The following is an 18,964-nucleotide window of genomic DNA, read 5'->3' as shown; positions in this document are numbered from 1 at the left end:
GCCTCCGTATAGGCCGCACGCGCGCCATGACGCGAGCCGCAGTAAACGCAGACGGATTTCTGAGCGGTTGCGGCGGTCATGAGGCACCTCTGGGGATGATGAGCGAAAAGGGTTTCCTTGAGCGGTGATAGCGGGCTTGCTAAGGTCACTCAACCCATTGGCGCCGCAGACGTGCCTCGGGACGCAAAAGGGGACGGCGAATGACGGATAAGAACACGGGCGGCGAGACGGGAGCCAGATCGGGCGGGATGGGGCCGGGCGCTGCCGGGGCGCTGATTGGCGCCGCGGTCGTGGCGGCGGTGATGGGGTGGTTCGTGCTGACCTCTGCCCCCGAAACGCCGGAGAGCGGGGTACCGGCCGCCGCGGAGACCGGCGCAGAGGCCCCGGCGACGGGGGCCGCACCACAGGAAGCCGCAGGCAGCGCCGCCGCCACGCCGGAGGCGCAGACATCTGCCGCCAGCACGCCCGACACCGCGGCCCCGAATGCGGCCCCGAATGCGGCGCCGAATGCTGCCCCGAATGCGGGCCCCGATGCTGAGGGGGGCGACCTTCCCGCCACGGCGGCGGATGCATCCGCTTCGGGCACGCAAGACCCGGCGGCGGAGGGCGCGGCAAACCCGGCGACCGGCGCCACGGCCAGCACGGCCACAGATGCGCCTGCCGCCGACACCGCTGCGACAGCGGGCAGCGCAGCCGAGGCGGGATCCTCTTCAGACGCGGGCACCCCGGCCGGGGCGGCAGCGGTGGCGCCGCTCGGGGTGCCGAAATTCGACACGCTGCGCGCCGGGGCCGATGGCTCGGTGCTGGTGGCTGGGCAGGCGGATGCCGGGGTGGCGATTTCAGTGGTGGTTGACGGGGCTGAAACCGCACAGGCCGAAACCAATGCGCGCGGCCAATTCGCCGCGCTGTTCACGCTGCCGCTGTCGGATCAGCCGCGCATCGTGGCACTGACCGCCAAGCGCGGGACCGAGGTGCGGCAATCGGCAGAGACGATGATCATCGCGCCGCGCAGCGCGGAAGAGATCGCGGCGGCACAGGCATCAGCCCCGGTGGCACAGCCCACGGGGGCAGAGGCCCCGGCCCCGCAAGATATGGCGGCGGCAACCGGTGCCGGCGCGGCGGCGCCCACGGCAGATGGTGCGGCGACATCACCGGCGGCCGCCTTGGGTGCCGGAGCGGGCGCGGGCACGGCTGCAGGCACGGGCACGGGCGCGGATACAGGCACGGGCGCGGCCACGGTGGCGGGCGCATCTGCGGCGGCTGCCGCACCTTCGGTGCTGGTCTCCAATGCAGACGGGGTGCGGGTTCTGGCACCGGCGGCGGCGGAGCTGGTGATCGATGCGATCAGCTATGACAGCGGCACCGATGTCACCGTGACCGGGCGCGGCGCGGGCGAGGCCGGGCAGCCGGGATTCGTGCGCGCCTATCTGAACAACGCCGATGTGGGACTGGGCCATGTGGCAGCGGATGGCAGCTGGAGCCTCGCGCTCAAGGACGTGGCGCCGGGCACCTATACCTTGCGCATCGATGCGGTCAGCGCCGGGGGCCGGGTGACCGGCCGCGCCGAAACGCCCTTCCGCCGCGAGACGCCGGAAGTGCTGGCGGCGGCGCAGCCCGCAGCACCGGCGCCGGGGCAGGTGGCGGCGAAAGTGGTCACCGTGCAGCCCGGCTTTACCCTCTGGGGCATCGCGCGCGACACCTATGGCGACGGGTTCCTTTATGTGCGGGTGTTTGACGCCAACAAGGGCCAGATCCGCAACCCGGATCTGATCTATCCGGGCCAGGTCTTTGCATTGCCGCAGTGACCCCTGTGCGGCGGCGGGCCTTGGCGCGCCCCTTGCGACGGGGTAGAGGAGGTCGGGGCGGCGCGAGCGGCCCGGACCGGGCGGGGGGCTGTCTGCCCCCCGGTGCTTTTGAAAAAGCACCTCCCCCCGAGGATATTTGTACCAAAGCAAGGGGGTAGCCCCGGAGCGAGGCAGAATGCGTGGCATGTCACGAGATACGGATGCACGGGGCAAAGGTGCCGATGCTGCCGCAAAGGCGGGCGAAAAGGCCACAGAGAAGGCAGCCGCACAGGCGCGCGGGATGCGCACGATCCGCGGGGTTGTGCCCTATCTCTGGCCCGACAATGCGCCCTGGGTGAAAAAGCGGGTGGTGCTGGCGCTGTCGTTCCTGCTGCTGGCCAAGGTGATCTCGGTGTCGACGCCGTTCCTCTACAAGGCGGCGGTGGACGGGCTGGCGGGCGAGAGCCGGGATGACGGGTTCTTGCTGGGGCTCGGCGCGGTGGCGCTGACCATTGCCTATGGTCTGGCGCGGCTGGGCAATGTCGGTTTTTCCGAGCTGCGCGACGCGGTTTTCGTGCGGGTTGGGCAGCGGGCGCTGCGCAGCCTGGCGCTGGAGACCTTCACCCATATTCACCGCCTCTCGATGCGCTATCACATCACCCGCAAGACCGGGGGGCTGAGCCGGATCATCGAACGGGGGGTGAAGGGCGTCGACTTTCTCTTGCGCTTCCTGCTGTTCTCGATCGGGCCGCTGATCCTTGAACTGACCATGGTGGCCATCATCTTCGCGGTGATGTTCAACGTCTGGTATATGGCCGTGGTGGTGGTGACGATCTGGGCCTATGTGACCTATACGTTCAAGGTCACCGAATGGCGGGTCAAGATCCGCAAGGCGATGAACGATCAGGATACGGATGCCAATCAAAAGGCCATCGACAGCCTGCTGAACTTTGAAACCGTGAAATATTTCGGCGCCGAGGCGCGCGAGGCCGAGCGGTATGACGGCGCGATGTCGCAATATGAACGGCTCGCCGTGCGGACCGGCCAGAGCCTCTCGGTGCTGAACTTCGGCCAGTCGCTGATCATCACCACCGGGCTGGTGGCGGTGATGGTGATGGCGGCGCAAGGCGTGATGGCGGGCAAGCTGACGGTCGGCGATTTCGTCATGGTCAATGCCTATATGATCCAGATCACCATGCCGCTCGGCTTTCTGGGCACCGTCTACCGCGAGATCCGGCAGGCTTTGGTGGATATGGGCGAGATGTTTGACCTCTTGCATCAGCCCGCCGAGATCACCGATGCGCCCGCGGCCCCCGATCTGGAGATCCGCGGCGGTGAGGTGATGTTTGAGGATGTGCATTTCGGCTATGACGCGGCGCGGCCGATCCTGAAGGGCATCACGCTGAGCGTGCCCGCCGGGCAGACGGTGGCGCTTGTGGGGCCCTCGGGCTCGGGCAAATCCACCATCGGGCGGCTCTTGTTCCGCTTTTACGATGTGACCGGCGGCGCGCTGAAGATCGACGGGCAGGATGTGCGCGCCATCACCCAGGACAGTCTGCACAAATCCATCGGCGTCGTGCCGCAGGACACGGTGCTCTTCAACGACACCATCTATTACAACATCGCCTATGGCCGCCCGGAGGCCAGCCGCGCCGAGGTGGAGGCCGCCGCCCGCGCCGCGCGCATCCATGATTTCGTTGAAAGCCTGCCGGAGGGCTATGAGACCACCGTGGGCGAACGCGGGCTGAAGCTTTCGGGCGGCGAAAAGCAACGGGTGGGGATTGCGCGGACGATCCTGAAGAACCCGGCGATTCTGCTTTTGGATGAGGCGACCTCGGCCTTGGACACCCAGACCGAGCGCGACATTCAGGAAAGCCTGAAGGCGATGGGGCAGGGGCGCACGGTGATCACCATCGCGCACCGTCTCTCGACCATTGCCGATGCCGACCGCATCGTGGTGCTGGAGGCGGGGCGCATCGTCGAAGAGGGGCGGCATGAGGAGCTGCTGAGCCATAACGGCCGCTATGCCGCCATGTGGGCGCGGCAGTCGGCAGAAGAGGAAGAAGAGGCCGCCTGAGGCGAATCTTCTCCGGCATTCAGGGCAGGGGCGCGGCGTGGCCGCGCCCTTTGTCGTTACGTGGAGCCGGGTGAATCGGACCGAAGCCGGTGCTTTGGCTGGGTTTTTGCCTCTTTGCCGGGCGATGGCGCCCGTCTTGGCGCAACCTCTGGCAGCGCGCGATGTCAGGTGACGCAACGACAAATGTCGCAGGCCTTCGCGGCATCCCCCGCATTCCTGTGGAAATGGGCCTCTGCGGCACAAATATACCGTTCCTGATATGGATGATGCACAATTATGAATTTGTCGGTTATGCCCCCACTTGCCTATCGTGGCGGCGGACCGGTCAGGACCCTGGGCAATGCGCGCCCGGGGAAAGGGAGCCGGCATCAGGGAGGGAAATATGAAGGTTTTCACGTCATTCATGGCGACGTTGGCGGTTGGCGCCTCGCTTTGGGGCAGCACTGCGATTGCGGCCGACAAGGGCTTGGTGGGCATCGCCATGCCGACGAAATCCTCGGCCCGTTGGATCACCGACGGCGAGTCGATGGTCGAGCGCTTCAAGGCTGCGGGCTATGACACCGATCTGCAATATGCAGAGGACGACATTCCGAACCAGCTCGCGCAGATCGAGAACATGATCACCAAAGGGGTGGATGTTCTGGTTGTGGCCGCGATTGACGGCACCACGCTGACCAACGCGCTGGAAAACGCCGCCGCCGCCGACATCAAGGTCATCGCCTATGACCGCCTGATCCGCGACAGCGACGCCGTCTCCTACTACGCCACCTTCGACAACTTCAAAGTCGGCGTGCAGCAGGCCAGCTCGATCGTCGACGGCATGAAGAAGCGCTTCCCGGATCAGCATCCGTGGAACGTGGAACTCTTCGGCGGCAGCCCGGACGACAACAACGCCTATTTCTTCTACAACGGCGCCATGTCGGTGCTGCAGCCGCTGATCGACAGCGGCGACATCGTGATCCCCTCGGGTCAGATGGGCATGGAAAAAGTCGGCACGCTGCGTTGGGATGGTGCTGTGGCACAGGCCCGTATGGATAACCTTCTGTCGGCCAACTACACCGACAAGCAGGTGCATGGCGTCCTGTCGCCCTACGATGGCCTGTCCATCGGGATCCTGTCGTCGCTGAAAGGCGTGGGCTATGGTTCGGGCGATGTGCAGCTGCCGATCGTTTCGGGTCAGGATGCCGAAGTCCAGTCGATCAAATCGATCATCGCGGGCGAGCAATATTCGACCATCTTCAAGGATACCCGTGCGCTGGCACAGGTGACCGTGGGCATGGTGGACGCGCTCCTCTCGGGGTCGGAGCCGGAAATCAACGACACCACCACCTATGACAACGGCGTGAAAGTCGTGCCGTCCTACCTGCTGGAGCCGATCGAAGTCGACGCGTCCAACTGGGAGCAAGTGGTGATCGGTTCGGGTTACTACACCATGGACCAGGTGAAGTAATCTATCCCCGTCTGGCCCGCGGGGGGGAGTCCCTCCCGCGGGCCTTTCGCTTCTGTACGGAGGCAGGAATGACCCCGATTCTGGAGATGCGCGGCATCACCAAAACCTTCCCTGGTGTGAAGGCCCTCGACAATGTCAGCCTCAGCGTCGCCAAAGGCGAGATCCACGCGATCTGCGGTGAGAATGGCGCTGGCAAATCCACGCTGATGAAGGTGCTCTCGGGCGTCTATCCGGCGGGCAGCTATGATGGCGAAATCTGGTATGACGGCGCCAAAATGGCGTTCAGCGGCACGCATGACAGCGAAAAGCTGGGCCTGATCATCATCCATCAGGAGCTGGCGCTGGTGCCGCTCCTGTCCATCGCCGAGAATATCTTTCTGGGCCATGAGATCACCGAAAACGGCATGATCAACTGGGCCGAGACCTTCTCGCGCACCGAGAAATTGCTGGCGAAGGTCGGGCTGAAGGAAAATCCGGCGACGCCGGTGGGCAAGCTTGGTGTCGGCAAGCAGCAGCTGGTCGAGATCGCCAAGGCTTTGGCCAAGGAAGTGCGGGTGCTGATCCTTGATGAGCCGACCGCCGCCTTGCAGGAAAATGACAGTGCCGCGCTGCTGGAGCTGATGAAGGAATTCCGCAGCCAGGGCATCACCTCGATCCTGATTTCGCACAAGCTGAACGAGATCCGCGAAGTGGCCGACCGGGTGACGATCATCCGCGACGGCGCCTCGATCTCGACACTGGATGCGCATCAGGGCGAAGTGACCGAAGACCGCATCATCCGCGACATGGTGGGCCGCGACATGGCGCACCGCTATCCGCCGCGCACCCCCAATCCGGGGGCGGTGGTGATGGAGGTCGAGAACTGGTGCGTGCGTCACCCCGAGCAGGACCGCGCGGTGATCCGCGACATCTGCTTCAACGTGCGCGCGGGCGAGGTTCTGGGGATTGCCGGGCTGATGGGTTCGGGGCGCACCGAACTCGCGATGAGCCTTTTTGGCCGCAGCTGGGGCCGCGACATCACCGGCACCGCGCGGATGCATGGCGCCGAGGTCGATCTGTCGGATGTGCCGCGCGCGATTGATGCGGGCCTTGCCTATGTGACCGAGGACCGCAAGCATCTGGGGCTGATCCTTGAGGAATCCATTCTCAAGAACACCTCGCTGGCGAACCTTCCGGGCATCTCGACCCGCGGCGTGATCAACCCGAGCCAGGAGCAGAACGTCGCCGAGGGCTACCGGACCGCGATGGCGATCCGCACGCCGGGGGTGTTCCAGAAGGTGATGAACCTTTCGGGCGGCAACCAGCAAAAGGTGGTGCTGTCGAAATGGCTGTTCACCGATCCGGATGTGCTGATCCTTGATGAACCCACGCGGGGCATCGATGTCGGCGCAAAGTTTGAAATTTACAATATCATCAATGAGCTGGCGGCACGCGGCAAGGCCGTGATCATGATCTCTTCCGAGATGCCCGAGCTTTTGGGCATGTGCGACCGCATCCATGTGATGAATGAGGGCCGCTTTGCGGGAGAGCTGACGGCGGCGGAAGCCAGTCAGGAAAAAATCATGTCGATGATCGTCAGGGGCTGAGGGGCAGAGCGATGGCACAAGGATCAATGGGCAGTTACCTAAAGGGGCATCTGCGCGAATATGGGATGATGATCGCGCTGGTGGCGATCATGGTGTTCTTCCAGATGGCCACCGACGGCACGCTGATGAAGCCGGTGAACCTGACCAACATCTTCCTGCAAAACAGCTATATCATCATCATGGCCTGCGGGATGCTGCTGGTCATCGTGGCGGGGCATATCGACCTTTCGGTCGGCTCGGTGGTGGGGTTTGTCGGCGCGCTGGCGGCGGTGATGGTGGTGAACTGGCACTGGCCGGTGCTGGTCGTTGTGCCGGTCTGTCTGGTGGTGGGGGCGCTGATCGGCGCCGCGCAGGGCTATTGGATTGCCTATTGGCGGATCCCCTCCTTTATCGTGACGCTGGCGGGGATGCTGGTGTTCCGCGGGGCGACCCTCTGGCTTTTGGCCGGGCAATCGGTCGGGCCTTTCCCGAAAAGCTTTCAGCTGATGTCGACCGGGTTCATCCCCGACATCTTCGGCCCCGACAAACCGAACTGGACCGCCGTCATCCTCGGCGCCGTGGTCGCGCTGATCATCGTCTTTTTGTCGCTGCGCAGCCGCAAACAGGCGCTGAAATACAATATCGAGACCGAGCCGGTCGGCTTTTTCTGGGGCAAGAACATCGTTCTCTCCGCGGCGATCATCTATATCTCCTGGCTTTTGGCCACCTATCGCGGCCTGCCGAACGTGCTGATCACGATGGGGATTCTGGTTGGCGCCTATAGTTTCCTGACCTCCTCGACCACTTTGGGGCGGCGGGTCTATGCTTTGGGCGGCAATGAAAAGGCCGCCAAACTCTCGGGGATCAAGACCGAGCGGCTGACCTTCCTCACCTTCATCAACATGGGGATGCTGGCGGCGCTGGCGGGTCTGATCTTTGCCGCCCGTCTGAACACCGCAACGCCGAAGGCGGGTGTGTCGTTCGAGCTTGATGTGATCGCGGCGGTGTTCATCGGCGGCGCCTCGATGTCGGGCGGCGCGGGCAAGGTTGTGGGCGCGGTGATCGGGGCGCTGATCATGGGCGTGATGAACAACGGCATGTCGATCCTGGGGATCGGGATTGACTATCAACAGGTGATCAAGGGTCTGGTGCTGCTCGCGGCGGTGATCTTTGACGTCTGGAACCGCAGCAAACAGGGGTGATCCGATGCATGATGTGATCCTGGTGGGCGTGGGCAAGATCGCCCGCGACCAGCATCTGCCGGCGATTGCGGCCAATCCGGATTTCCGGCTGGTGGCGGCGGTGTCGCGGCATGGCACGGTGGAGGGGGTGCCGAACTTCACCGATTTCGACGACTTCCTGCAAAACGGGCCGGAGGGGGCGCTGGCGCTCTGCACCCCGCCCGCCGTGCGCACCGAAATGGTGCTGAAGGCGGTGGCGGCGGGGCGTGATCTTCTGATCGAGAAACCCCCTGCCGCGACGATGGGCGAGGCAGAGGCGATGGTGCAGGCCGCGCGCGAGGCCGGTGTGGTTTTGTTCGCCACCTGGCATTCGCGCCATGCGGCGGCAGCGGCGGCGGCGCGCGACTGGCTGGCCGAGCGGGTGCTGGAGAATGTCGAGATCACCTGGAAAGAGGATGTCCGCCGCTGGCACCCGAACCAGGAGTGGATCTGGCAGCCGGGCGGCTTTGGCGTCTTTGATCCGGGCATCAACGCGCTCAGCCTGCTGACCACCGTGGTGCCGGGGCCGATGCATGTGACCCGCGCGCAGCTCGAAACCCCCGAGAACCGCCAGACCCCGATCGGGGTTGAGATGGAGATTGCCACCGTCACCGGCGCGCCGGTGAAGGCGGTGTTTGACTGGCGGCAAGAGGGCCCTCAAAGCTGGAACATCCGCATCAACGCCTCCGGGCAGGTGCTGGATCTCAGCGATGGCGGTGCGCATATGGCGGTGGACGGCGTGGCGCATCCGGTGGCGCCTTTGGGCGAATATCCCGACATCTACCGCCGCTTTTCGGAGCTGTTGTCGTCGCGCGAAAGCGACGCCGATCTCAGCCCGCTGCGGCTGGTGGCGGATGCCTTCATGCTGGGCGAGCGGGTCACCACCGCCGCCTTTCACGACTGAGCGACCCCGCCGGGATGCGATATCGACAGGGGCCTTCGGGCCCCTTTTCGCATCTTGGCGTTTGACAGCAGGCCGCACCCGGCTTTAGCTGAGTGATATAGCGGCTTTGGTATGGAGATCCGGTTATGAAATACCCGTCACATCCGCTGAAACTGACGCATTTCCGGCTGATCGACGCGGTGGCGACGCATGGTCAGCTGAGCCGCGCGGCCGAGGTGATGGCGATCACCCAGCCCGCCGCCTCGCGCATGCTCTCGGAGATTGAGGCGCTGATCGGCGCACCCTTGTTTGAGCGGCGCTCGAAAGGCATGGAGCCGACCGAGCTGGGGGTGGCCGTCGCGCGTCGCGCGCAGGCCCTCAGCCGCGAGATGCAGGACATCGCCCGCGAGGTGGAAGAGCTGAAGGCCGGCTCGGCGGGCGAGGTGCATGTGGGCGCGGTGACCGGGGCCGCCGTGGGCTTTGTGGTGGGGGCGATCACCAAATTGCAAAACACCCATCCGCAGGTGCAGGTCCATGCCGCCGTCGCCCCCAGCCGGGCGCTGATCACAAGGCTGATGGCGCGCGAGTTTGACTTTGTTCTGTCGCGTATCCCCTTGGAAATGGACGCGACTTTATTTCACGCCCGCTCGGCCTGGCCCGAACGCGTGGCGTTTTTGGCGCATCGGAGCCATCCTTTGGCGCGACTGCGCAACATCGGGACGGCGCAGCTGGCCGCCTGGCCCTGGGTGGTGCAGCCCGCCGGAACCCCGATCCGCGAGGCGCTGACCCGCGCCTTTCTGGCCGAGGGGGTAACGCCGCCGACCAAGCTGGTGAACACCACCTCGCTGATGATGGTCGCGGCGCTTTTGGGGCGTACGCAGAGCATTGCACCGCTGGCGCGCGAGGTGGCGGATCTCTTTGCCGGGCCGGGGGTGACCTCGGATCTTGTCGCGCTTGATCTCGCGCAAGAGGTCACCATCGCCCCCTATTCGCTGGTCAGCCTGCGCGACCGTGCCCTCTCGCCCGCCGCCGCGCGGATGTATGCGATGATCGGCGAGGCGATTGCGGCGCCGATCAGCTGATTTCGTTAACATATACCCGTAATGGTATGCTTGCAGACCGATATGTAATTTGTTTGGCAAGCCATGGCCCCCTATCCTGCGGCGACCGGGTGGGAGGCTGTCCGGCGGGAGGAATACGAGGAGCTTTAAATGCATCTGTCACAGGTGATCGGCGGCGGCGTGATCTGCCGTAACGGCGCGGATGCGCGCCGCGTTCAGGGCGTGGAGACGATCTTCGCGCTGGCGCAGGCGGCCATGGCCGAGGGTGTGGGGCTGGCCGAAAAGGTGCAGGCACTGGGGCTTGGCGAGGCGGTCGACCTCTTGGCGCTGGTCGCGCGCGGTGCGCTCGACATGCCGCTGCGGCACCCGGATCCGGCGCATATGTTCCTGACCGGCACCGGCCTGACGCATACCGGCTCGGCCTCGGCGCGCGATGCGATGCATGCCGACACCAAGGGCATGAGCGATTCGATGAAGATGTTCAAAATGGGCATCGAGGGCGGCAAACCCGCCGCGGGCGAGGTCGGCGCGCAGCCGGAATGGTTCTACAAGGGCACCGGTCACGCAGCGCTCGGCACCGGCCAGCCGCTGGTCAGCCCGGGTTTCGCGCTGGATGGCGGCGAAGAGCCGGAACTGGCCGCCTATTACCTGATTGCCGCGGATGGCACGCCCTGCCGGGTGGGCTGGTCCCTCGCCAATGAATTCTCCGACCATGTGACGGAAAAGATCAACTATCTCTACCTCGCGCATTCCAAGCTGCGGCAGGCCTCGTTTGGCCCCGAGCTTTTGGTGGGTGAGCTGCCCGCCGACATTCGCGGCACCAGCCGGGTGCTGCGCGGCGGCAAGGTGATCTTTGAGGCGCCGTTCCTGTCGGGCAGCGCCAACATGTCGCACAGCTTTGAAAACCTTGAACATCACCATTTCAAATACGGCATCTTCTGCCAGCCGGGCGATCTGCATGTGCATATGTTCGGCACCGCAACGCTGAGCTTTGCGGCGGGCGTTGAGACGCAAGCGGGCGATGTCTTTGAAATTTCGGCACCCGATTTCGGGCTGCCTTTGTCCAATCCGTTGCAGGTTGCGGCGCCCTCGGGCCTCGTCACCGTGCGCGCCCTCTGATCCGCGGGAGATATTCATGGGCTTTACCCCGAAACCCTGGCCGCGCAAACTGCGCTCGCAAGAATGGTACGGCGGCACCTCGCGCGATGTGATCTATCACCGCGGCTGGATGAAGAACCAGGGCTATCCGCATGATTTGTTTGATGGTCGCCCGATCATCGGCATTCTGAACACCTGGTCTGACATGACGCCCTGCAACGGGCATCTGCGCGATCTGGCCGAGAAGGTGAAGGCCGGCGTCTGGGAGGCCGGTGGTTTCCCGATGGAAGTGCCAGTGTTCTCGGCCTCGGAAAACACCTTCCGCCCGACGGCGATGATGTACCGCAACCTCGCCGCGCTGGCGGTGGAAGAGGCGATGCGCGGCCAGCCGATGGATGGCGCGGTGCTGCTGGTGGGCTGCGACAAGACCACGCCGAGCCTGCTGATGGGCGCGGCCTCGACCGATATCCCCTCGATCGTCGTTACCGGCGGGCCGATGCTGAACGGCTATTTCCGCGGTGAGCGGGTCGGCTCGGGCACGCATCTGTGGAAATTCTCCGAAGCCGTGAAGGCGGGTGAGATGACGCAGGAGGAATTCCTGGAGGCCGAGGCGTCGATGAGCCGCTCGTCGGGCACCTGCAACACGATGGGCACCGCCTCGACCATGGCCTCGATGGCGGAAGCGCTTGGCATGGCGCTCTCGGGCAATGCGGCAATCCCGGCGGTGGACAGCCGCCGCCGCGTGATGGCGCAGATGACCGGACGGCGCATCGTGCAGATGGTCAAGGATGACCTGAAACCCTCGGATATCATGACCAAAGCGGCGTTTGAAAACGCGATCCGCACCAACGGGGCCATCGGCGGTTCGACCAATGCGGTGATCCATCTGCTCGCCATGGCGGGCCGGGTCGGCATTGATCTGACGCTGGATGATTGGGACCGCTGTGGCCGCGACGTGCCGACGATTGTGAACCTGATGCCCTCGGGCAAATACCTGATGGAAGAATTCTTCTATGCGGGCGGTCTGCCGGTGGTGCTGAAACGTCTGGGCGAGTCGGGTCTGTTGAACAAGGACGCGCTGACCGTCTCGGGGGAAACCATCTGGGATGAGGTGAAGGACGTCACCAACTGGAACGAGGACGTCATTCTGCCGACCGAAAAGGCGCTGACCGCCTCGGGTGGTGTCGCGGTGCTCAAGGGCAATCTGGCACCCAAAGGTGCGGTGCTGAAACCCTCGGCCGCGACCGCATCCTTGATGGTGCACCGGGGCCGGGCGGTCGTCTTTGAGGACATCGACGATTACAAGGCCAAGATCAACGATGAGGCGCTCGACATCGACGAGACCTGCGTGATGGTGCTGAAGAACTGCGGCCCGAAAGGCTATCCGGGCATGGCGGAGGTCGGCAATATGGGCCTGCCGCCGAAGGTCCTGCGCAAGGGCATCACCGATATGGTGCGGATCTCGGATGCGCGGATGTCGGGCACCGCCTATGGCACCGTCGTCCTGCACACCTCGCCGGAAGCGGCGGCCGGTGGCCCGCTGGCGGTGGTGCAGAACGGCGATTTCATCGAGCTGGATGTGCCGAACCGCCGCCTGCATCTCGATATTTCGGAGGATGAGCTGGCCGCGCGTCTGGCCAAGTGGACCCCGCGCGAAGCACCGCCCGAGGCGGGCTATGCCTTCTTGCACAACAGCTTTGTGGAGGGCGCCGATACCGGGGCCGATCTGAGCTTCCTCAAGGGCTGCCGTGGCGCGGAAGTCGGCAAAGACAGCCACTGAGCGGCGATAAAAGAACCGGAAACGGCGGGGCAGGGCTCCGCCGTTTTGCCATGCGGGGCGGGCGGGGCGGCAGCCCGGGTTTCACTTTTGCGCAAGGCCCCGGCAAAGATCCTGCCGATCAAGGTCTTGGCGGCAGCGCGGGGTGGGCGGATGACTTGGCAAGGCCCGCCACTTGCGTGTAAGACAGGGCCAACGGCCCGAGCGAGCCCGGGCACGAGGAGACAGGCATGAGCGATACCGACAGTTTCATTGACGAAGTGACCGATGAGGTCCGCCGCGACCGCCTGTTCGCCTTTTTCAGACGCTATGGCTGGATCGGTGTGGCGGCGGTGGTGCTCATCGTCGGTGGTGCCTCCTATGCCGAGTGGAAAAAGGCGCGGGACGCTGCCGGGGCGCAGGCCTTTGGCGATGCGGTGATGGCAGCGGTCGATTCCGATGCGCCGGGCGAAAAACTGCGCGAGATCACGGTGGATGGCAGCGGCCGTCAGGCAATGGTCGAGTTTCTGATCGCGGCTGATGCGCTCTCGGGCGATGATGCGGTGACCGCGCAAAAACAGCTGCAGACCATTGCCGAAGACGCGACGCTGCCCGACAGCCTGCGGCAGCTGGCGCAGCTGAAGCTGGTGATCCTTGGCGGTGCCGATATGCCCGCGGCAGATCGTGACGCCATCCTCGCCACGCTGGCGGCCCCCGGTGCGCCCTATCGGTTGCTGGCCCAAGAGCAGCAGGCCCTTGCGCTGGTGCGCGATGGCAAGAAAGATGAAGCCGTGGCGCTGGCCCGGCAGATCCTGCGCGAAGCGGATCTGACGGCGGGCTTGCGTCGGCGGGCGTCCGAGTTGATTGTGACGCTCGGTGCGGATCCGAAGGCAGAATGACCTCGGGCAGGGGCGCTGGGGCTGGGGGCGGCGCGACGCGGCACCCGACCCGAAGGCCCCGCAAGCCCACAAAGGAGATGACGGCGTGACCCTTACCCAACGCATCGGCCTCGTAAGCTTACTGGCGCTGGCGACCGCCTGCGCGCCCAAGGAACCCATCCTGCAGGGAGAGCGGTTGGCGCCGCGGGATTTGTTGACCGGGGTCGTCGCCGGGCCCTCCGCCACGCCGGTGCCGGGGGCCGCGCTGCCCGCGTTGCGCTTGCCGGGCGTGCAGGCCAATGCCGAATGGACGCATCGTGCGGGCAATGCCGCGCATGATCTGGTGCAGGCCGCGCTGCCGGGCGGCGGGCTGACCCCGGTCTGGTCGGCCAATGTCGGCACCGGCGGCGGCCGCAAGCACCGCATCACCGCCGATCCGGTGGTGGGGGCAGGGCGCATCTACACGCTCGACAGCCGCTCGGATGTGACGGCGACCGCCACCAACGGCGCGACGCTCTGGACCGCAGATCTCTCGCCCGCCTCCGAAAGCGCCGATGACGCCTCGGGCGGTGGTCTGGCCTATGACGCGGGCACGGTCTACGCGACCACCGGCTTTGGTGAGCTGATCGCGCTGGATGCGGCAACGGGTGCCGTGCGCTGGCGGCAGGATTTCGACGCCGCCGTGGGCGGTGCACCGACGGTGCGCGACGGGATGGTCTATGTCGTGGCGCGCGATGCTTCGGGCTGGGCGATCCGCGCCTCGGATGGCCGCGTGCAATGGCAGCTGCCGGGCACGCCCTCGCCCTCGGGGGTGACCGGTGTCTCGGCTCCGGCGGCCAATGCGACCACGGTGGTGTTTCCCTTTGCCTCCGGCGAAATGGTCACCTCGCTGCGCAAAAGTGGCCTGAACCTCTGGACCGCGAAAGTGGCGGGGGCGCGGCTGGGCCGGGCCTATGCCAGCGTCACCGATCTGACCGGCGATCCGGTCATCGTGGGCAATGTGGTCTATGCGGGGTCTTCCGCCGGGAAACTCGGCGCCTTTGATCTGGCCACGGGCGAGCGGATCTGGACGGCGCCCGAAGGCGCGGTCAGCCCGGTGCAGGTGGCGGGCGGCTCGATCTTCCTCGTCTCGGACGAATCGCAGCTGATGCGGATTGATGCGGCGACGGGGGATGCGCTCTGGTCGGTGGCCTTGCCCTATTTCACCAAGGAAAAGGTCAAGAAGCAGAACGAGATCGTGGCGCATTACGGCCCGGTTCTGGCGGGCGGTCGTCTCTTCGTGGCCTCGGGTGACGGGGCCTTGCAGGCCTTTGATCCGGCGACCGGCGCCCTGTTGGGGCAGGCGGCGATCCCGGGCGGGGCATCTTCGGCACCGGTCGTGGCGGGCGGCACGCTCTATGTTCTGGGCGAGAACGCGCAGCTTCACGCTTTCCGCTGACGGAAATTCCGTGTATGGGGGCCGCTTGCGCCCCGGAATACGTCCGGAAGGCGTCTGCCCAAGGAGGGCACCATGAGCTTTACGATGGCCATTGTAGGCCGGCCCAATGTGGGCAAATCCACGCTGTTCAACCGTCTGGTCGGCAAGCGTCTGGCGCTGGTCGATGACCAGCCGGGGGTGACGCGTGACCTGCGCGAAGGCGCCGCCAAGCTGGGCGATCTGCGGTTTGTTGTTGTGGACAGCGCCGGTCTGGAACTGGTGGATGATGACAGTCTTCAGGGCCGGATGCGGCGCCTGACCGAGCGGGCGGTGGACGAGGCGGATATCTGCCTTTTCGTCATCGACGCGCGGGTGGGGGTGACCCCGGCTGATGAGATTTTCGCCGATATCCTGCGCCGTAAGAACGCGCATGTGATTGTGGCGGCAAATAAATCCGAAGGTCACGCCGGGGAAATCGGCGCGATGGAGGCCTGGAGCCTTGGTCTGGGCGAGCCGCTGCGGATCTCGGCCGAGCATGGCGAGGGGATGGACGATCTCTACCGCGTGCTGATGCCGCTGGCCGATGAGTTCGAGGCGAAAGCCGCGCTGACCACGCCGGAAACCGATGTGGATGTGGAAGAGGGCTCGGAAGACGAAGACGCCTATCAGGCGCCGACCAAACTCAAACCGCTGCAGATCGCTGTAATTGGCCGTCCGAATGCTGGGAAATCGACGCTGATCAACAAGATCATCGGCGAGGACCGTCTGCTGACCGGCCCGGAGGCGGGAATCACCCGCGACGCGATTTCGGTGCAGACCGAATTCATGGGCACCCATATGCGGATCTTTGACACCGCCGGGATGCGCAAGAAGGCCAAGATCAACGACAAGGTCGAGAAGCTCTCGGTCGCCGATGGTCTGCGCGCGGTGCGCTTTGCCGAGGTTGTCGTCGTGCTTCTCGATGTGGATATCCCGTTCGAACAGCAGGATCTGCGCATCGCCGATTATGCGGAATCCGAGGGCCGTGCGGTGGTGATTGCCGCCAATAAATGGGACCTTGAGGAAGACAAACCCGCCAAGCTGAACGAGCTGCGCGAGGCGTTTGAGCGGCTTCTGCCGCAGCTGCGCGGCGCGCCTCTGGTCACGGTTTCGGCCAAGACCGGCAAGGGGCTGGACCGGTTGCATGACGCGGTGCTGAAGGCGCATGCGGTGTGGAACCGCCGGATCCCGACCGCGCGTCTGAACGCCTGGCTGGGCGCGATGACGGAATCGCACCCGCCCCCGGCCCCCGGCGGGCGCCGGATCAAGCTGCGCTACATGACGCAGGTCAAGACCCGGCCGCCGGGATTCGTGGTGATGGCGACGCATGTCGACAAGCTGCCCGACAGCTATCAGCGCTATCTGGTGAACGGTCTGCGCGACAGTTTTGACATGCCGGGCACGCCGATCCGGCTGCATTTCCGCGATCAGGGGACGAAAAACCCCTATAAAGACAAGAAGTTCAACACGCCTTCGCGGCTGCGCAAGCACTCGGCGGTCAATACCGGACCCGAGAAGAGCAAGCGCTGAGGCGCGGGGACATCTGGATGAAGGGAAGGGGGCGGGCCGTGAGGGTTCGCCCTTTTTCGCATCGGTCATCCCGGGGTGGGCGGCGGATGCCTCCGGCGGGGATATTTGGGACGAAGCAATTGTCAGGGGGCTCAATGCCCCGGCGGCCTCAGGCGCTGACGCGGATGATGGCAAGACCGAGGAGCGCGATCCCGGTCACGGCCATTGCGGGCAGGAGCAGCGAGGCGCCGAGATTGGCCACGATGATGCCGATCAGCGCCCAGATCACCGTCAGCGCATATTCCGGGGCGCGGTCGAGGGCGAGTTGCATCGCCATCGCGATGGCGGCGATCAGGGTCAGCATGGCGGCGCTCGTCAGAAGCGGGCTGGCGATGCCATAGCCGATGATCACCACGCCCAGAGAGACGCCGGTGGCGGCGGTCAGCCAGCCTGCATAGATCGCCAGCGGGAAGAGAAGGAGGAGGCGGTCGCGTTGATAGGGGGCGCGCCAGAGCGCCCAGAGCGCGGTGAGCAGCATGAGGATGATCTGCAGCGTGGCCAGCACGGGGGCGCGTTGGGCCACCTCCAGCCAGCTCGCGCCCAGACCGAGCGACAGGATAAGCGGCCAGCGGACCCTGTCCCAGGCGGGGTCGTTCCGCCGCGCGACAAGGCCAAAGGCCGCATGGGCGATGAGGGCGAGGTAGATCAGCCCCCAGATCGAAAAGGCCCAGCCCGCAGGTTGGATCGGCGGGTCGATGGTGGGAACGGGGAAGGCATTCCCGTCATAGCCCCGGAAGGAGGTCGCGAAAAAGGGGGCGATGGCAAAGGCCAACGTCGCGAGCAACAGGAGGGGGGCTTTGAGCTGTTTCATGACAGTAAAACGCCGCGCAGGGCGCGGCGGTTCACTTTTATCATTCTGATTTTTAAAATCAGGCGAGATGCCCCTCGGCGGTCAGGATACTCTTGCCACCGAGGTAGGGGTGCAGCACGGCAGGCAGGGTGACAGAGCCATCTGCCTGCTGGCCGTTTTCCAGCACCGCGATCAGGCAGCGCCCCACCGCGAGGCCCGAGCCGTTCAGCGTGTGCACGAATTCCGGCTTGCCGCCGCCTGCCGGTTTGAACCGCGCATTCATCCGCCGCGCCTGGAAATCACCGCAGGTCGAGACCGAGGAGATTTCGCGGTAGGTGTTCTGCCCCGGCAGCCAGACCTCGAGGTCATGGGTTTTCACCGCGCCAAAGCCCATGTCGCCGGTGCAAAGCACGATCGTGCGGTAGGGCAGTTCCAGCCCTTCGAGGATCGCCTCGGCGCAGCGGGTCATCCGGTCATGCTCGGCCATCGACTGATCAGGATGGGTGACCGACACCATCTCGACCTTTTCGAACTGATGCTGACGCAGCATCCCCGCCGTGTCGCGCCCCGCCGAGCCCGCTTCGGAGCGGAAGCATTGCGTATGGGCGACCATGCGTTTGGGCAGCGCGCTTTCCTCCAGCGTGTCGCCGTAGACGGTGTTGGTCAGCGTCACCTCGGCGGTCGGCACCAGCCACCAGCCATTGGTCGTCTCATAGCTGTCCTCGCCGAATTTCGGCAGCTGCCCGGTGCCATACATCATCTCGGGTTTCACCAGAACCGGGGTCCAGGTCTCGGTCAGCCCGTGCTGGTCGATATGGGTGTCGAGCATATGTTGTGCGAGCGCGCGCTGCACGCGGGCCACCGCGCCCGAGAGCACGACAAAGCGCGCGCCCGAGAGTTTGGCGGCGGTTTCAAAATCCATCCCGGCCTTGACGGCGGGCAGCTGGTAATGCTCCAGCGCCGCGAAATCGAGGCTGCGCGGGCTGCCCCAGCGGCGGATCTCGACATTGTCCGCCTCATCCTTGCCATCGGGCACCGAGGCGTCGGGGCGGTTCGGCAGCGCCATCAGCATGTCGCGGAGTGCGGCATCTTTTTCGCCAGCCTCGGCGTTCAGCGCGGCGATTTCGGCCTTTTTCTCGGCGACCAGTGCGCGCAGACGCTCAAATTCCGCGTCATCGCCCCGGGCTTTGGCGGCGCCCACCTCTTTGCTGGCGGCGTTTTGCGCGGCCTGCGCGGTTTCGGCGGCCAGGATGCAGGCGCGGCGCGCCTCGTCCAGCGCGAGGATCTCCGACGACAGCGCCGACAGCCCCCGACGGGAGAGAGCAGCGTCGAATTGGGCCGGGTTTTCGCGGATGGCGCGGATATCATGCATGGCAG

14 protein-coding genes are annotated in these 18,964 nt (G+C 65.2%); 12 read left to right on the top strand and 2 right to left on the bottom strand.

Annotation, left to right across the window (positions count from 1 at the left end; translation table 11 throughout):
• Nucleotides 1-200 precede the first annotated feature (200 nt).
• From ACEN2S_RS20375 to der, 12 genes are all read left to right on the top strand, one after another.
• Nucleotides 201-1,805: a LysM peptidoglycan-binding domain-containing protein gene (locus ACEN2S_RS20375; RefSeq protein WP_441869930.1), complete on the top strand. Its 1,605-nt coding sequence runs from the start codon at nt 201-203 to the stop codon at nt 1,803-1,805.
• 280 nt (nt 1,806-2,085) lie between these two features.
• On the top strand, nt 2,086-3,861 hold the full coding sequence (locus ACEN2S_RS20370; RefSeq protein WP_441869940.1) for an ABCB family ABC transporter ATP-binding protein/permease: 1,776 nt from the start codon (nt 2,086-2,088) through the stop codon (nt 3,859-3,861).
• A gap of 403 nt (nt 3,862-4,264) precedes the next feature.
• Nucleotides 4,265-5,311 (top strand): multiple monosaccharide ABC transporter substrate-binding protein, encoded by a 1,047-nt coding sequence (gene chvE / locus ACEN2S_RS20365; protein ID WP_441869938.1) that lies wholly within the window; start codon nt 4,265-4,267, stop codon nt 5,309-5,311.
• 68 nt (nt 5,312-5,379) lie between these two features.
• Complete coding sequence (gene mmsA, locus ACEN2S_RS20360; RefSeq protein WP_441869928.1) at nt 5,380-6,897, top strand: multiple monosaccharide ABC transporter ATP-binding protein; 1,518 nt, start codon at nt 5,380-5,382, stop codon at nt 6,895-6,897.
• 11 nt (nt 6,898-6,908) lie between these two features.
• Complete coding sequence (gene mmsB / locus ACEN2S_RS20355; RefSeq protein WP_441869926.1) at nt 6,909-8,078, top strand: multiple monosaccharide ABC transporter permease; 1,170 nt, start codon at nt 6,909-6,911, stop codon at nt 8,076-8,078.
• Nucleotides 8,079-8,082: 4 nt separating this feature from the next.
• A complete protein-coding gene (locus tag ACEN2S_RS20350; RefSeq protein WP_441869924.1) occupies nt 8,083-9,000 on the top strand; it encodes a Gfo/Idh/MocA family protein in 918 nt (305 codons plus the stop codon).
• 125 nt (nt 9,001-9,125) lie between these two features.
• Nucleotides 9,126-10,061 (top strand): LysR family transcriptional regulator, encoded by a 936-nt coding sequence (locus ACEN2S_RS20345; protein ID WP_441869922.1) that lies wholly within the window; start codon nt 9,126-9,128, stop codon nt 10,059-10,061.
• A 129-nt stretch (nt 10,062-10,190) separates the two neighbouring features.
• Nucleotides 10,191-11,159, top strand: coding sequence for an AraD1 family protein (gene araD1, locus ACEN2S_RS20340; RefSeq protein WP_441869921.1), 969 nt, complete (start codon nt 10,191-10,193; stop codon nt 11,157-11,159).
• A gap of 16 nt (nt 11,160-11,175) precedes the next feature.
• On the top strand, nt 11,176-12,918 hold the full coding sequence (gene araD, locus ACEN2S_RS20335) for an L-arabinonate dehydratase (protein WP_441869919.1): 1,743 nt from the start codon (nt 11,176-11,178) through the stop codon (nt 12,916-12,918).
• 227 nt (nt 12,919-13,145) lie between these two features.
• The gene (locus tag ACEN2S_RS20330) at nt 13,146-13,793 is read left to right on the top strand and encodes a tetratricopeptide repeat protein (protein ID WP_441869918.1); all 648 of its coding nucleotides are present in this window, start codon (nt 13,146-13,148) and stop codon (nt 13,791-13,793) included.
• Nucleotides 13,794-13,878: 85 nt separating this feature from the next.
• Entirely contained in the window at nt 13,879-15,210 is a 1,332-nt protein-coding gene (locus ACEN2S_RS20325; protein WP_441869915.1) for an outer membrane protein assembly factor BamB family protein, read from the top strand.
• A 72-nt stretch (nt 15,211-15,282) separates the two neighbouring features.
• Nucleotides 15,283-16,758: a ribosome biogenesis GTPase Der gene (gene der, locus ACEN2S_RS20320; protein ID WP_441869912.1), complete on the top strand. Its 1,476-nt coding sequence runs from the start codon at nt 15,283-15,285 to the stop codon at nt 16,756-16,758.
• A 148-nt stretch (nt 16,759-16,906) separates the two neighbouring features.
• On the opposite strand, the gene ACEN2S_RS20315 is transcribed toward der, so the two are convergent.
• Together ACEN2S_RS20315 and serS are read right to left on the bottom strand one after the other, a co-directional pair.
• Entirely contained in the window at nt 16,907-17,608 is a 702-nt protein-coding gene (locus ACEN2S_RS20315; protein ID WP_441869909.1) for a hypothetical protein, read from the bottom strand.
• Between the two features lie 58 nt (nt 17,609-17,666).
• A complete protein-coding gene (gene serS / locus ACEN2S_RS20310; RefSeq protein WP_441869907.1) occupies nt 17,667-18,959 on the bottom strand; it encodes a serine--tRNA ligase in 1,293 nt (430 codons plus the stop codon).
• Between the last annotated feature and the right edge of the window lie 5 nt (nt 18,960-18,964).

Source organism: Phaeovulum sp. W22_SRMD_FR3 (assembly GCF_052113705.1).
Taxonomy (GTDB): Bacteria; Pseudomonadota; Alphaproteobacteria; order Rhodobacterales; family Rhodobacteraceae; genus JBGQOG01.
Note: the sequence above shows the minus strand (reverse complement) of the source record. Positions and strands in the feature narration are given on the sequence as shown.